The organism is Sphingobium sp. R-21, from assembly GCF_049913335.1.
Taxonomy (GTDB): domain Bacteria; phylum Pseudomonadota; class Alphaproteobacteria; order Sphingomonadales; family Sphingomonadaceae; genus Sphingobium.
The window spans coordinates 1-13,395 of the sequence record NZ_CP184376.1 but is presented as its reverse complement, the minus strand read 5'-3'; the positions used below and the strand labels follow the sequence as shown (position 1 = coordinate 13,395).

Here is a 13,395-nt window from a genome sequence, read left to right as displayed (position 1 = left end):
GGTTGTTGACGAATCGTTCAGTCGATCATGCCGACCAGACCGAGACGCGCCAGCACCACCTGTCGCCGCTGCGACAGCAGACAATTCTCGCTACTCCGACAGCCGCATAGGAGCGGGAGGGAAGGCGGAACGTCGCTGGCGCAGCGGTCGAAGGATTAGATGGCGATACCCATCGCCCGCATATAGGCCTCGTGGAAATGGCGGATCCGGATTTCCTGTTCGGCGGCGAGAACGGGGCGCGCGGCCTGAGGGTCCGCCGCCTTCATGCCCCGATGGACCTCCTCCATATTCTCCATGTCCTCGTCCATGATGTACCCGACCTGGCCTGTTTCGGGGTAGTCCCGGCCCTTCTCGTCGAAGTCGATCCACACGGTCTCCGCCCTGGTCGGCGGCGGCGCGCCTTTGACGATGGGGCGAAGGTGGCGAATTTCCATGATGCATTCATCCGGACTGTCGCCCAGAGGTGTGAAATTATACCACCATGACAGGCCTTCCCCCCACCAGGGGAAGAAAGCGGGGAACATGAACCACTGGTGCATGTCGACGAGATAGGAGATCGACCGGCCGGTGAAATCGACGCCGGTATGTTCGCGGTGAAATTCGATCGTCTTTTCTGCGGCATAGGCGCGCGCGTCGGCGACTGTGTCGCCACGATCTTCCGGCGGCAGGGGAAGGCCGTATGTATTGCAGAAGAGTTCCAGCGAAAGGCGGGGCGTCACTTCGCCCTGCACCCAGCCATCGGGAACCAGGGCCGGCGTGGTCAGCCGGCTGACCGCAGCCTGCCCGTCATCCCAGCAATCGGTCTGCGTATAGGTCGACCCGAAGATGGGCATGCCGCTGGGGTGGGTCGTCAGCACATGATAGCCTTCCAGGAACGCTTCAAGGCCCGACTTCCAGTTGATCTTGACCTTTTTCTTGATGTGGGCGGCGGTATAGCGGTCCTCCTGCGGGCAGTCCTCGAAATGCTTGGGCATCACGCCCATCGCACTCGCCAGCGAAGGAGCGTTGAGGTCTGGATTGATGAAGACGTTGCCGCCCCATTTGTCGCACTGGACGGGACGGAGGCTGTAGTTTTTGGGCGTCACCTGCGAAAACTCTTCCCAGCGCGGCACCCAGGTCAGCTTTCCGTTAAGGTCGTAGCTCCAGGCATGGAAGGGGCACTGGATCATGTCGCCAGACTCGGCCTTGTCACTGCACAGGCGACGCGCGCGGTGGCGGCAGCTGTTCCAGAACGCCTTGAATTCATTGTCCCCCGAATGCACGATCAGGAAAGACAGGGTGCCGACATCATAGGCGATCCGGTCGCCGATGTTGGGAATGTCTTCTTCGCGGCAGGCGACCTGCCAGCTTTTCTTCCAGATCTTCTCGATCTCTTCCGGAACATATTTGGGATCGAGATAATATTCGTAGGGAAGCGCTAGGTTTTCGGGTGTGTGCGTCCCCCGTTCCGCCGCCGTCCAGGGAACATCTTCGCCCGCCTGCGTGATATAATCGACATATTGCGGCATGTCGGCGAATTGCGTGCCGTGCACCGCTCGGACATAGCTGCGGTTGCCATATTTGGTGATATCGACTGCTTGATTCATTGGAAGGCGCCTCTCGGATTATATGTTCGATCTTATGCGGCGAACCTTTCGGCCACCGGTCGATAGGATAGTTGCGTGAAGACCGAAGGCGCTGAATATGACCGTTTGCGTGATCCGATATCATGACGGCGGCTAAGGCAGTGTCGGCTCTAGACACAGGCCGCTGGTTTCATGCATTTCATCTACGCTATCGGCAATTCCGATCCGTCGGCGTCTGCACGCGCCTTGTGGAAATGATGGTAATCCGCCCGCGCTAGAGTGGAAAGCCCGCTCTTGCCCACAGATGGTGCGCCGCTTGTCGCAAAATGAAATGGCGGTGAAGACTTTCAAAACCCTCACTCAATTGCGTGGCGCACCGCCCTTCCGGAACCATTTACAGCCTGGGCAGGCAGGTCGCCGGCGGCCGGCCCGATCAGGGCAGCGTGGTCCCGTTGTCGACTTCCTCGACCATCAGCAATCTGGTCTTGAGGCGGTCCTGAAACTTCTCCTCATCCTCCAGAATCAGGCGGTTGTTTTCCGGAATGTTGATGATGCGCGCCATCTCATCGACCGCCGCCTGGTCCCTGAACCATATTTCCGTAACCGCGTCGTAGCTGTCCTCGACGCTGTTTTCCTCTGGCTGATAGTCCATGAGCGACAGCGGATAGTTGCGGACATATCTGGTCCACAAGTGACCGAGCAGGCGCTTGCCGATCACGGCGTGGCTCGTCTCGTAATGATGGATGAAGTCCTCCCGACTCATGCCGGGCTTTTTCCTGATCAGAATGACCATTTTCAGCATCGCGATTCTCCTTTTGGGCTCTGCGGCTGCGGCACGATTCTTGCCTGCGATATCGCCACGACTTGCGCCCATATCGGTTCGACATGCGACCCTGGCGGCGATATCGCAGCCAGAGGCAAACGTCATGGTCGCCGCGATCATTTTGCCTGGGGCGTAAAGGCGCGCGGTGACGTTCGCGCGATTGCCAAGAGCGTGGCCGCCGCGGATAAGATCTCCATGGCAAGCCGACTTCCCTCCCTGCGTGGCATCGAGACTTTCTTGTGCGTGGCGGAAGTGTTGAACTTTCGTCTTGCTTCCGAACGTCTTAACGTCACGGTGTCGGCGATCAGCCATCGCATCCAGGCGCTTGAGCAGGATCTTGGATTTCTACTGTTCGACAGGGGCCATCGCCTCCTGCAACTGACCGACGAGGGGAGCGCGCTGCTGGAACGGCTGCGGCCCGGCATGCGGATCTTGAGGGAGGCGACCATGCTGACGCGCGACAGGGCCATGCGCCCGGTCCTGCGGGTCGCGGCGCCGCCGCTGTTCAATGGCTGGCTTCTTGCCCTGATGGGCGGCTTCACGTCCTTGTACCCGGAGGTTCGGCTGGAACTGCTGAGCAGCGGTCGCCGCCGTTCGGCCAGCGTGGATGTCAGTGTCGTCGCGTTCACGCCCGCCACGCAGCGGGATGGCGCGATATTCCTGGCTCCGATCAGGATATCGCCGATCTGTAGCCCGGCCTTCCTTGCCGAGCATTCTGTCAACGTCCCGGCCGACCTGCTGAGGATCCCCCTCATCGACACCATACCCAATCTGAAAGGTTGGAGCGCGTGGTTCGACGCGGCGGGGATCGAGGAGGAGGTTCCGGCCCCAGCGATAACGCTCGACAACCAGGCGTTGGTTTACCCGGCCGTCATGGAGGGTCACGGCGTCGCGATCGGCATGCGCAGCCTCGTTTCGGCCTATGCCGCGCGCGGCCTGATGATCGAGCCATTTTCGATTGAATGTCAATTGGGTCCACCGCTGGGCATTTTGGTCAATGAAGGTGGCAATGTGCGTTTGGCGCGCGCCTTCGCGGCCTGGCTCGCCGGACGGTTCGAGATGACGGATGAAAATGTCTCAACCGCATCGGAAAAAAACGAGACGTCTTAGCGGGCGCTGTCCTCCTATGATGGCGAATCGGTCATCCGCGACCGGAGAATGGAAGATTGCGTGCTCGACGAACCTAATCCGCTTAAACTTGAGGCGCAGGCGCGCAATCGTCCGTCGGCTCCCCAGCCGCCGCGCCGCCCCGGCTCGGTTCGACGCACCAGTTCGCAACAGGCCATTTGGACGATGGATCGAGAAAGCGGGTGCCGGATATTCGGCCGGGCGCGCGACCTGGCGACGGGGCTGGATGGCGACGCGATGATCCTGGGCGAGGACAGGATCGAAACCCGGATCACGGGCGATGGCCGCATCGCGGCTTTTGCGGATATGGCGTCCGCCGGAAGGCTGGACCAGTTTGCCGGGCTACGTCCGGGCGGCGAATTGCGCAAGGCGCTCGCCGTTGCGATGCCGGAGGAGGAACGGCGGGAAACAAGGCTGTTCCGTCTCCTGGATGATTTGGCCGGCGCAGTTTTCATGTCCGTCGCCGCCTGGTATGCCTGGGACGGCGGTATCCAGGGCCATGCCGAGCGGACGGGCAGCGAGCCGAGAACCAGCCGGCCGGTGGAGGGCGTGTGCCTCAGCTATATACCCGGTTCTCCAGTGATGACCGCAGACGGGCGCGGCATAGACGAAAATGCCGATCATCCCTGGGGCGCTCCAGCCGTGCCGACTTCGGATGCCCTCGGATTTCATGAACTTGTGGAAACGGCCGATCCCAATGAATGGCGTCTGAGGCGGACGGATCTTTGGCGTGAGGCGGAAGATATTGTGGTCGACGCCTGGTTCCAGGACAGCAGCGGGATACCTGGAGAGGAAGCCCGCCGCGTGATCTTTCACGAATATGGACTGGCCGCGCGCTTCGATGGCGCGGCGATGACGCTTCGTTCCATTTCGGTCATGCCCCATGTTCTGCCCTACGTCACGTGCCATGCGGCGCCGGCGACGGCGCAGGCGCTGATTGGGTGCGGCGTGGCGGATCTGCGCCGCCAGGTGCTTGCACGGTTACGGGGCACGGCTGGCTGCACCCATCTCAACGACATGCTGCGGGCGCTCCAGGACATCGGGGGCCTGTCTGCTCTGCTGAGCGACTGAGGCGTGCGATAGGGGCTCGCGGTTCCATTGCAGACTAGTCGTTCTGCAGGCTCGGCTAACAGCGATCCGCTATGGCGATCCGGACGAATCCAGACAAGCGGATCCACGCCACCATGATTGAGACAAGCGCATGCCGCTGACACTAGAAAATTTCCCCCCTGCCGTCATGCCGCCGCACGCGGAGGCGCTGCGCGCCGAGGTCAAGGCCTTCATTCGCGAGAAGCTGGCGGGCGTGCCCACGCACATCCGGGCGCGCACATGGGCCGGTTTCGACGCGGATTTCAGCAAGGCCATGGCCGCGCGCGGCTGGATCGGCGTCACCATCCCGCGCGACTATGGCGGGGCCGGCCTTGATGCCTTCGCCCGTTTCGTTCTGGTCGAGGAACTGCTCGCCGCCGGCGCGCCGGTCGCGGCGCACTGGATCGGCGACCGCCAGAGCGCGCCCCTGCTCCTGCACTACGGCACCGAGGAACAACGGCGCAGCATCCTGCCCCGGATATGCAATGGCGAACTGTTCTTCTGCATCGGCATGAGCGAACCCAATTCCGGCTCGGACCTCGCTAGCGTGCGCACCAGGGCGGATCGGGCGCCGGGCGGAGGGTGGACGCTGAAGGGGCAGAAGATCTGGACGACCTACGCGCACAAGTCGCATTACATGATCGCGCTCGTGCGAACTTCCGGCACGTCGGAAGATCGGCAGAACGGTCTGTCCCAGTTTCTGATCGATCTTTCCCTGCCCGGCGTCACCGTGCGGCCGATCATGATCGGCACCGGCGACACCGACTTCAACGATGTGTTTTTCGAGGATGTCCACCTGTCCGAGGATGCGCTGGTGGGCATTGAGGGCAATGGCTGGAAGCAGGTGAATGCCGAACTGGCGTTCGAGCGCAGCGGGCCGGAGCGCATCTATTCGAGCCTCGTTCTGCTCGACCTCTGGGCGCGCCTGCTGGGCGATGCGACGGATGCGGAGTCCGCCGCCCGGCTTGGCCGGATCGTCGCGAGGCTGGCGCCGCTCCGCGAAATGTCCGTCGCGATGACGGCGCTGCTCGCCAAAGGCGGATCCCCCATTACCGAGGCCGCGCTTTTCAAGGATATGGGCACGGAAGTCGAGCAGCAGATTCCTGCGGAGATCGCGGACGCTGTCGCGGCGCGGCCCGACCTAGCCGCCGATCCGGAGCTTCTGCGGACGCTGGCCTATCTGATGCAATTGAACCATGTCTTCTCGCTGCGCGGCGGGACGCGGGAAATCCTGCGGGGCATGATCGCAAGGGGGCTCGGCCTGCGATGACCGATGATGATGATTTCCTGACCGACGCCTTCCGCCGCCAGCTTGGCGGGCTTGTGACACCGGAGGCGATCCGCGCGATCGAACGGGGAAGCGACGCGACGGAATTATGGCGTTCGCTCGATGAATCAGGCTTCGCCGATGCGATGCTCCCTGAAAGCGCCGGGGGCGCGGGCCTAGGCCTGGCACAGGCCTTTCCGCTCATCCTGGCGGCCGGCGAATATTGCGTGCCGGCGCCGTTCGCCGAAACCATGGTGGCGCGCGCCATGCTGGGGGAGCAGGGAGTGGCTCCGCCTTCCGGCGCCGCCATCCTGCTCGCGCCGGCTTCCGCCGTCCTGCCCGGCGCCGGGCTCGCCAGTCATGCACTGGTCGATCGCGATGGGGTTCCCACTCTGGTGGCGATCCAAGTCAGCGGTGACGACCTGTTCCGCCTGCGCTGCGCCACCGCTATCGAGCAGGGCGAAGTCCTTGGCCTGCTCGCGCCCGATGCTGACCGCCTGATGCTGTCGGCCGCAGCGGTGACCTCCGCGCTGATGGCGGGTGCGATGGGGAGGGTTCTCGAAATGTCGTTGCGCCATGCCGGCGAAAGGCAGCAGTTCGGGCGGTCGCTGGGCAAGTTCCAGGCGATCCAGCAGCAGCTGGCCGTCCTTGCCGAACAGGTCTTGTCGGCGCAGGTTGCCGCGCGGAACGCGTTCGTCGGAACGACATTTGAGTTGGCGCGCGTGGCTGCGGCGAAATGTCGCGCCAACGAAGCGGCGTCTCATGTCTGCAACATCGCTCACGCCATTCACGGCGCCATCGGCGCGACCGAGGAATTCGACCTCCAACTCTACACGCGGCGGCTCAAGCTGTGCCAGCTCGCCTTCGGTTCCGAAAGCTATTGGGGCGCCCGTCTGGGACATGCCCGCATCGCCTCGGGCCTCGATCTGACATCAGATTTCCTGCGATTGCGCCTTGGCGCGGAGATGAACTGACATGCCGATCACCGACTATCCGATGCTGCGATGGGAAGACATGGCGGAAGGGCAGCAACTGCCTGGGTTCGAATATGAACTCAGTCTGCTCCGACTTGTCGCGTTCGTGCGGGCCACCGGGCTTTATGACTATGTCCATTTCGATCCGGACTATGCGCGCGCGGTCGGCATCAAAGACGCCTTCGCCGCCACGCCGCATATCGGCGGCCTCTTCAGCCGCGCGGTCACCGATTGGACCGGGCCGTTCGGCCTGATCCGGCGCATGGAATTCAGGATGACGGGCCAATGCCTGCGGAACGACCTGTTGCAGGTGAGCGGATCGGTGGTGGGCAAGCGGCGGCTGGATGATGGCAGCGCGATCGTCGATGTCGACCTCAATATCGCCAACGGCAGCAGCCCGAGCGTGGCGAGCGCGAAGGTCACGGTCGCGCTGCCGTCTGCGGACGGCAGCCTGCCTCATGTCGAGCGCGGCCGCGATCCCGATGACCTCGTCGTGCCTAACGATGACATGCCCGATTTCGCCAAAGCTTATATGGGCGAGGTGCGCGAGGGGAATTGGGAGCCGCGCGAGCCTCTGGAGGCGAGCGACGTGCATCTGTGGTGCGAGGCGCTGGAGGACTGGAACCCGCTCTACTGGGACTCAGACTTTGCGATCGAATCGTTCGTGGGCGGTCTTGTTTCTCCTCCGATTGGTCTCTTCTATGGTGCCGGGAGCAGTCTGGGCGTCGGGCTGGGCTATCGCAAGCCCGGCGCGGACGTGCCCGCGCCCATCGTGCAGGGCCTGCACGGCATGGAACTGATGTCGGCCCTGCGCCAGGAAATGATCCGGGGCGGGGTGCCTTTTCCGCCGCCCGACTGCCCGGAGACCGTGGTGGTGAACGCAGTCTATAATTTTTATCGTCCCCTGCGGGTCGGAGACACGCTGCGGACAGAGCAGCGGCTTGCGACGTGCAGCCAATTGCGCAAGACCCGGCTGGGCGAAGGCTATTTCACCTCGGGTGAGAACCTTCTTTTCAACCAGCGTGACGAGCTGGTGCGGACGGTAAGCCTGAACCTGTTCTGCTACCGCGCATGAGCTGACCGGAGCCGCTGAAGGAGAGGCGGAATGGATATTGATGGTGCCGCTGTCCAGGCGATGCTGGACAAGGAGGCGATCCGAGAGGTTTCGCTGCGCTACACACGCGGGATCGATCGCCATGACGCGGACCTGCTGCGATCCGCCTATCATGCCGACGCCTGCGACGATCACGGCGCGTTCATCGGCTCGGGCGCCGATTTCGTGGACTATGCAAACCGGACGCATGCGCAGAACTGGGGGACCCACCAGCATCATGTCACCAATCAACTGATCGATCTCGACGGCGAGACGGCTCACTGCGAAAGCTATTTTTTCGCCATACTCAAAAGGTCCGACAGCATCTGCGATCTGGTCGGTGGCCGCTACATCGATCGGATCGACAAGCGATCGGGCGTCTGGGCCGTGGCCGACCGGATCTGCATGGTCGAATGGAATATCGAGGGCCGGCCGGGGGAGGCCCCTCTCGATCCGACGCTGTTCGTCTGCGGCGCCTGGGACCGCTCCGATCCGTCCTACCGACGGCCGTTGCGCGTCGAGCGAGCGCCGCGCGACCTCGGTCTCGGTCAACGTTTCGCGTCGCCAGTGTCGCATTCTCCAAGGCGCCGGCCGGGCACGAAAGGGAAGCCATGAATATCAGGGAATTGGTGGCGCTCGATCACTGCGTGATCGCCTCCAGCGATCTCGATCGCACCGATGCCTTTTACAGCGCGGTGTTTGGCGCGGTCGTGGAAAAGCCGATGCCGCTGTTCCGCCAGTACCGGATCGGTGCCCATATGCTGAATGTCCATGGACCCGGCCTTGTCGCGCTCGCGCCGCCGGATCTGGTGGCCAGGGTTCCCGTCTCGCCGGGCAACAGCGACCTATGCTTTGCCTGGGCCGGCACCAGCGACGAACTGCTGGCCCACCTTGCGACGTGCGGCGTGACGATTACGGTGGGACCCGAAACGCGCGAAGGTGCGCGCGGGACGGGCAGCAGCTATTATTTTCGCGATCCGGACGGTTCGCTGCTCGAATATATCATCTATGACGAAGGCTCGGCCGACGCGTTCGGGGAGGAAACGCCGGCGTGAGCGATGATGCCATCGAAGGGCAGGCCGCGCGTGGGCGCCGCACACTCTGGCTGGAAGACATGGCGCCCGGGCGGACGTTTCGCTTCGGTGACTATGCCGTGGAGCGCGACGAGGTCGTCGCCTTTGCCCGAAAATATGATCCACAGCCATTCCATATCGACGATGCGGCGGCGGCGACGTCCGTGTTCGGTCGCCTCTGCGCCAGCGGAATGCACACGATGGCCATGGCGCATCGCTTGCAGATGGGCGGCTTCCAGGAGGTCGGCCTCCAGGTGCTCGCCGGTCTGGGAATGGATGAATTCAGATTGTCCCGACCCGTCTTCCCGGGCGACAGCCTGCATATGGAAATAGAGATCGGGGAAGCGCGGCCGCTCGAGTCCAAGCCGGGGAGGGGGCTGCTTCGCTATGTGACCCGGGTCTTTAATCAGAAGGACGAGGTCGTGCTGACCTATCTCAGCACGCTGATGATGGCATGTCGCCCGATCGGCGCTTGAACCGGGGCCAACGATGGCAGGAGGCGACGTGGCGATGGGCGGGCCGCCTGCCTTCAGGCACAACCGGGGTCAGGCGGTGAAGCCACCATCGGCGACCAGCATGCTGCCGGTCGTGAAGCTGCTCATGTCGCTCGCCAGGAAGAGCGCGGCCTTGGCGATCTCGAGCGGCTGCCCGTGACGACCCATGGGGATCATCGAATTCATCAGCGCGGTCGCGTCACCACCGCCCATCAGCGGGCTGAACGAGTCCTCTATGTGCGTCTGGAACGCATTGTCGATCGGTCCGGGGTGGAGGCTGTTGACCCGGATGCGCTTGGCCGCCAGTTCCTTCGCCAATGATCGCATCAGCCCGATCTGCGCATGTTTCGCGGTGCAGTAAGCATAGATGCCCGGGCTTCCGCCGAGCCCGGCGACGCTGGAGTTGATGATGATCGAGCCCCCGGCGTTCATGTGGGGAACCGCATATTTGCAGCCCAGGAACGCGCCGCGCACATGGACGCGAAAGACGTTGTCCAGGCCATCGTCGGGATAGTCCTCGATCCCGCCGATAACGCCGGAATTGCCGGCGTTGCAGAACAGCACGTCAATCCGGCCCCACCGCGTCACCGCCTGGTCGACGAAGGCGCGCGTCTGCGCCACGTCGCCCACATCGGCCACGCAGGTGGCGACGCCGTCGGACGGCAGGTCAGCCACCGCGCTATCCAGCGCCGCCTGCGACAGATCCACCAGCAGGACCTTCGCGCCCTGCTCGATAAACAGGCGCGCTGTCGCGAGCCCGATGCTTCCCGACCCGCCGGTGATTACACAGACTTTGTCTTGCAGCATGGCCAAACTTACTCTCCTGTGAAAAGCAGGTTACGGTGCCTGCCCGCCCGATGGGAACGGGCGTCGGCGGGCAACACCCCGAACGCTTCGTGTCCGGGATCATCGACGCGATGTCAAAGCCTCACATCGCAACGACATTAGCCTTGTACTGATGCGCGCCCGCCAGGCGCCAGAGGTCGGATCGGAGCGCAACATCGCCTGGGATCAGCCGGCATGTCGGTCATCATGACCGCGCGGCCGGCAGGAGATCGATCACTGCCTGCGCGAAGGCGGCAGGCGCCTCCTGCGGAATATTGTGGCCGATCCCTTTTAGAATGCGACGATCGAAGCTTGACCGGAACAGGTCTGCGTCGCCGGCCGGCATGGTCGCAGCGGGCAGCGCGCCCGCGTCGCCATGAAGCGCGATCGTGGAGATCGTGATGGGTGGCTGCTCATATTCCAGCTTGTCGGCCAGGTCTTGAAGGGTCGGATCGCCCGCCGCCAGACCGCTGCGATGGCGGTAGGAATGCAACACGACCTCGACAAAATCCGGACAGTCGAGACTCGCCGCCGACTGTTCGAAGGTCTCCTCGCTGAAGGGCCAGGCGGGCGACCAGAGCGTCCAAAGCAGGCGGCAGAAGCCTCGCCGGTTGCGTTCCAGCATGGTGCGTCCGCGTTCGGTATGCAGATAATATTGATACCACAGCACATGCTCGGTTTCGGGTGGCAGCGGTTCGGTCGTCGGACGACCGAACAGATTGTAGCCTCCGGCCGTCACGAGGGCGCCGACAAGGTCCGGCCGCACGGCGGCGGCGACGCAAGCGGCGCGGCCGCCCCAGTCATAGCCCGCGACGATGGGACGATTGACCCCCATAGCGGCGATCATCTCGATCAGGTCCGTCCCGAGCGCGGCCTGTTCGCCCGAGCGCAAGATATCGGCGTGAAGGAACCGGGTCGGGCCGAAGCCGCGCAGATAGGGAACGATCGTGCGGAGTCCCTGCGCGGCGAGGATCGCCGCCACGCCGTCATAGGCGCGCGGCGAATAGGGGAAACCGTGCAACAGAACGACGGGCGGACCGTCCGCCGGCCCGCTTTCCTCATAGGCGATCGAGAGACGCGATGTGGCGATGTGCCGGATCATGGCTTAGGCGTTCCACCTGCTGGGCGGAAGGGGATGGAACGTCCCATGCCGCCTGCTGCTAGAGATGAAGCCATTCTGGGGGAGCTGACCATGTGGTGTCGAGTGCAACTGTGTGTTTGGCCGTCCAAGAGCGAACAATATTCAGGCTCAGGCATGAAGGCCGGCGCGCAAAATGGAAGCGCTTGGCCGAGCAACGGATCGCACGACATACTCTAACGTCGCCGCATCGGCGAGCAAAGCCTACAAGATGGCGGCAGGACGACGCGATCCTGCTCTTCGATGGCCATCGCCTTGTCTGATCCTGCACCATGTCATGCACAAGGACAGCATGGGTCTTGTCACCTTCGACGCGCGCGGAACAAGTGGGGCGGCGGCCAGTAATGGCGCATCCCATCCCCTGGAGCGTCCAACCGGACGGAGGTCGAAACGGCATGTCCTTTGAGAATATTTCTTTCTCCATCGAGGATGGCGTAGCCCGCCTGCGGCTCAACAGGCCGAGCTTCCTCAACGCGCTGAGCAGACCGCTGCTCGGGGAATTTCGCGACGCGCTCGACCAGACGGCCGCATCGCCCGACGCCCGCGTGCTGGTGTTGAGCGGGGAGGGGCGCGCCTTTTCCAGCGGCGCGGACCTGTCGGCCGGGTCGTCTCCGGTCGGCTCGCCCGGCTTCGACGCCGGAGCCGTGCTGGAGGATTATTACAACCCCATCATGGAGCGGATGTTCGCGCTACCGGTCCCGGTGGTTGCGGCTTTGCACGGCCCGGTGGTCGGCGCGGCATGCATGCTTTCGCTGGCGGCAGATGTCGTGGTGGCCTCGCGCTCGACCTATTTCCTTCAGGCGTTCGTCAATATCGGGCTCATTCCGGACGCGGGCAGCAGTTGGTGGCTGCCCCGGCTGATAGGCGTGGGCCGCGCATCGGCGATGATGCTGCTGGGCGAGCGCATTCCCGCCGAAAAGGCGGCGGCCTGGGGCATGATCTATGATGTCGTGGACGACGAAGAGCTGGAGGCCCGAGCGGAGGCAATCGTCGTGAAATTTGCTGCGGGTCCGACCGTCGCCTACCATCTCACCCGGCAAGCGATGAGGGACGGCCTCACTTCCGATTTCCCGTCAGCACTCGAACGCGAGCGCCGCAACCAGCGCATTGCCGGCAACAGCCATGACTTCGGCGAAGGGGTGGCCGCCTTCCGCGAGAAGCGTAAACCCGATTTTACCGGGACCTAGTTTTCCGGGACCGGAAGGCGCCGGCAGGGTCGACGGCTCCGTTCGCGATCAAGCGGGCGCCAAGGTCCGCTTCCACCGCCAGCGCATCACGCAGGGAGAGCATCTGTCCCGCGCGGACGGCCTGGACCACCGCGCCAAGCGCGGCGGCCGATCGTTCGGCGAGGACCGCCGCGCGGTCGAGCGCCAACGCCAGCGCGCCGCCCGCCTCGGGCGCAACCCAGTTGACCAGGCCGATCCTCTCCGCTTGCTCCGCATCGACAGGCTCGCCGAGGCATAGCAGTTCCAACGCTCGGGCGGCGCCGATGATGCGTGGCGCGAGTTGCGTGCCGCCGTAGGACGGGATCACGCCCAGTCGAATTTCGGGAAGGCCGAGCCTGGCGCCGGGCGCGGCGACCCGGAATGTGCAAGCCATCGCCAGTTCCAGCCCGCCGCCCAGCGCCCAGCCCTCTACGGCTGCGATCGAGATGGCGCGGAACTGGATCAATCGTTCGACCAGCCGGTGCATGCGATCGACTCGCGCGCCGACATCGGTAAGCGGTCCCTTGAGATCAGCGCCGACGCAGAAGCACGCCTCTGACCCGGTCAGGACGAAGACGCGCAACTCCGGCAGGTCGGCAAGCCGGTCCAGGGCGGCATCCAGTTGGTTGAGCAACGGCCCGCTGAGCGCATTCAGCGCGCTCGGTCGCGCCAGCCGAACGATCGCGGCGCGGCCGTCGAGGGCTAGCTCCGTTTTCACCAT

At 63.8% G+C, this 13,395-nt stretch carries 14 protein-coding genes; 9 read left to right on the top strand and 5 right to left on the bottom strand.

The features are described 5' to 3' along the window. Nucleotides 1–155 precede the first annotated feature (155 nt). Complete coding sequence (locus ACN9MX_RS21600; RefSeq protein ID WP_426387833.1) at nt 156–1,586, bottom strand: aromatic ring-hydroxylating oxygenase subunit alpha; 1,431 nt, start codon at nt 1,584–1,586, stop codon at nt 156–158. 412 nt (nt 1,587–1,998) lie between these two features. Beyond that, nucleotides 1,999–2,367 carry an EthD domain-containing protein gene (locus ACN9MX_RS21595; RefSeq protein WP_426387832.1) on the bottom strand — a complete coding sequence of 123 codons (369 nt, stop codon included), beginning with the start codon at nt 2,365–2,367 and terminating at the stop codon, nt 1,999–2,001. Between the two features lie 216 nt (nt 2,368–2,583). On the opposite strand from ACN9MX_RS21595, the gene ACN9MX_RS21590 reads away from it, so the two are divergent. The 8 genes from ACN9MX_RS21590 (at nt 2,584) to ACN9MX_RS21555 (ending at nt 9,488) form a co-directional block, all read left to right on the top strand. After that, complete coding sequence (locus tag ACN9MX_RS21590) at nt 2,584–3,498, top strand: LysR family transcriptional regulator (protein WP_426387831.1); 915 nt, start codon at nt 2,584–2,586, stop codon at nt 3,496–3,498. Between the two features lie 60 nt (nt 3,499–3,558). Beyond that, nucleotides 3,559–4,587, top strand: a complete 1,029-nt coding sequence (locus ACN9MX_RS21585; RefSeq protein ID WP_426387830.1) for a DUF2889 domain-containing protein — start codon at nt 3,559–3,561, stop codon at nt 4,585–4,587. A gap of 130 nt (nt 4,588–4,717) precedes the next feature. Further along, a complete protein-coding gene (locus ACN9MX_RS21580; protein ID WP_426387829.1) occupies nt 4,718–5,875 on the top strand; it encodes an acyl-CoA dehydrogenase family protein in 1,158 nt (385 codons plus the stop codon). After that, the gene (locus ACN9MX_RS21575) at nt 5,872–6,846 is read left to right on the top strand and encodes an acyl-CoA dehydrogenase family protein (RefSeq protein ID WP_426387828.1); all 975 of its coding nucleotides are present in this window, start codon (nt 5,872–5,874) and stop codon (nt 6,844–6,846) included. Before ACN9MX_RS21580 ends, ACN9MX_RS21575 begins: the two co-directional genes overlap by 4 nt. Before the next feature lies 1 nt (nt 6,847). After that, nucleotides 6,848–7,921 carry a hypothetical protein gene (locus ACN9MX_RS21570; RefSeq protein WP_426387827.1) on the top strand — a complete coding sequence of 358 codons (1,074 nt, stop codon included), beginning with the start codon at nt 6,848–6,850 and terminating at the stop codon, nt 7,919–7,921. 30 nt (nt 7,922–7,951) lie between these two features. Continuing rightward, nucleotides 7,952–8,554, top strand: coding sequence for a nuclear transport factor 2 family protein (locus tag ACN9MX_RS21565; protein ID WP_426387826.1), 603 nt, complete (start codon nt 7,952–7,954; stop codon nt 8,552–8,554). Next, on the top strand, nt 8,551–8,994 hold the full coding sequence (locus ACN9MX_RS21560; protein WP_426387825.1) for a VOC family protein: 444 nt from the start codon (nt 8,551–8,553) through the stop codon (nt 8,992–8,994). The genes ACN9MX_RS21565 and ACN9MX_RS21560 overlap by 4 nt, the downstream gene beginning before the upstream one ends. Next, nucleotides 8,991–9,488: a MaoC family dehydratase gene (locus tag ACN9MX_RS21555; RefSeq protein WP_426387824.1), complete on the top strand. Its 498-nt coding sequence runs from the start codon at nt 8,991–8,993 to the stop codon at nt 9,486–9,488. The genes ACN9MX_RS21560 and ACN9MX_RS21555 overlap by 4 nt, the downstream gene beginning before the upstream one ends. 69 nt (nt 9,489–9,557) lie before the next feature. Here ACN9MX_RS21555 and ACN9MX_RS21550 read toward each other — a convergent pair whose 3' ends face one another. Then, entirely contained in the window at nt 9,558–10,313 is a 756-nt protein-coding gene (locus ACN9MX_RS21550; RefSeq protein ID WP_426387823.1) for an SDR family NAD(P)-dependent oxidoreductase, read from the bottom strand. 223 nt (nt 10,314–10,536) lie between these two features. Beyond that, a complete protein-coding gene (locus ACN9MX_RS21545; protein ID WP_426387822.1) occupies nt 10,537–11,433 on the bottom strand; it encodes an alpha/beta fold hydrolase in 897 nt (298 codons plus the stop codon). Between the two features lie 431 nt (nt 11,434–11,864). On the opposite strand from ACN9MX_RS21545, the gene ACN9MX_RS21540 reads away from it, so the two are divergent. Further along, nucleotides 11,865–12,656, top strand: a complete 792-nt coding sequence (locus ACN9MX_RS21540; protein ID WP_426387821.1) for an enoyl-CoA hydratase-related protein — start codon at nt 11,865–11,867, stop codon at nt 12,654–12,656. On the opposite strand, the gene ACN9MX_RS21535 is transcribed toward ACN9MX_RS21540, so the two are convergent. Further along, the gene (locus ACN9MX_RS21535) at nt 12,643–13,395 is read right to left on the bottom strand and encodes an enoyl-CoA hydratase/isomerase family protein (RefSeq protein WP_426387820.1); all 753 of its coding nucleotides are present in this window, start codon (nt 13,393–13,395) and stop codon (nt 12,643–12,645) included. The genes ACN9MX_RS21540 and ACN9MX_RS21535 overlap by 14 nt on opposite strands.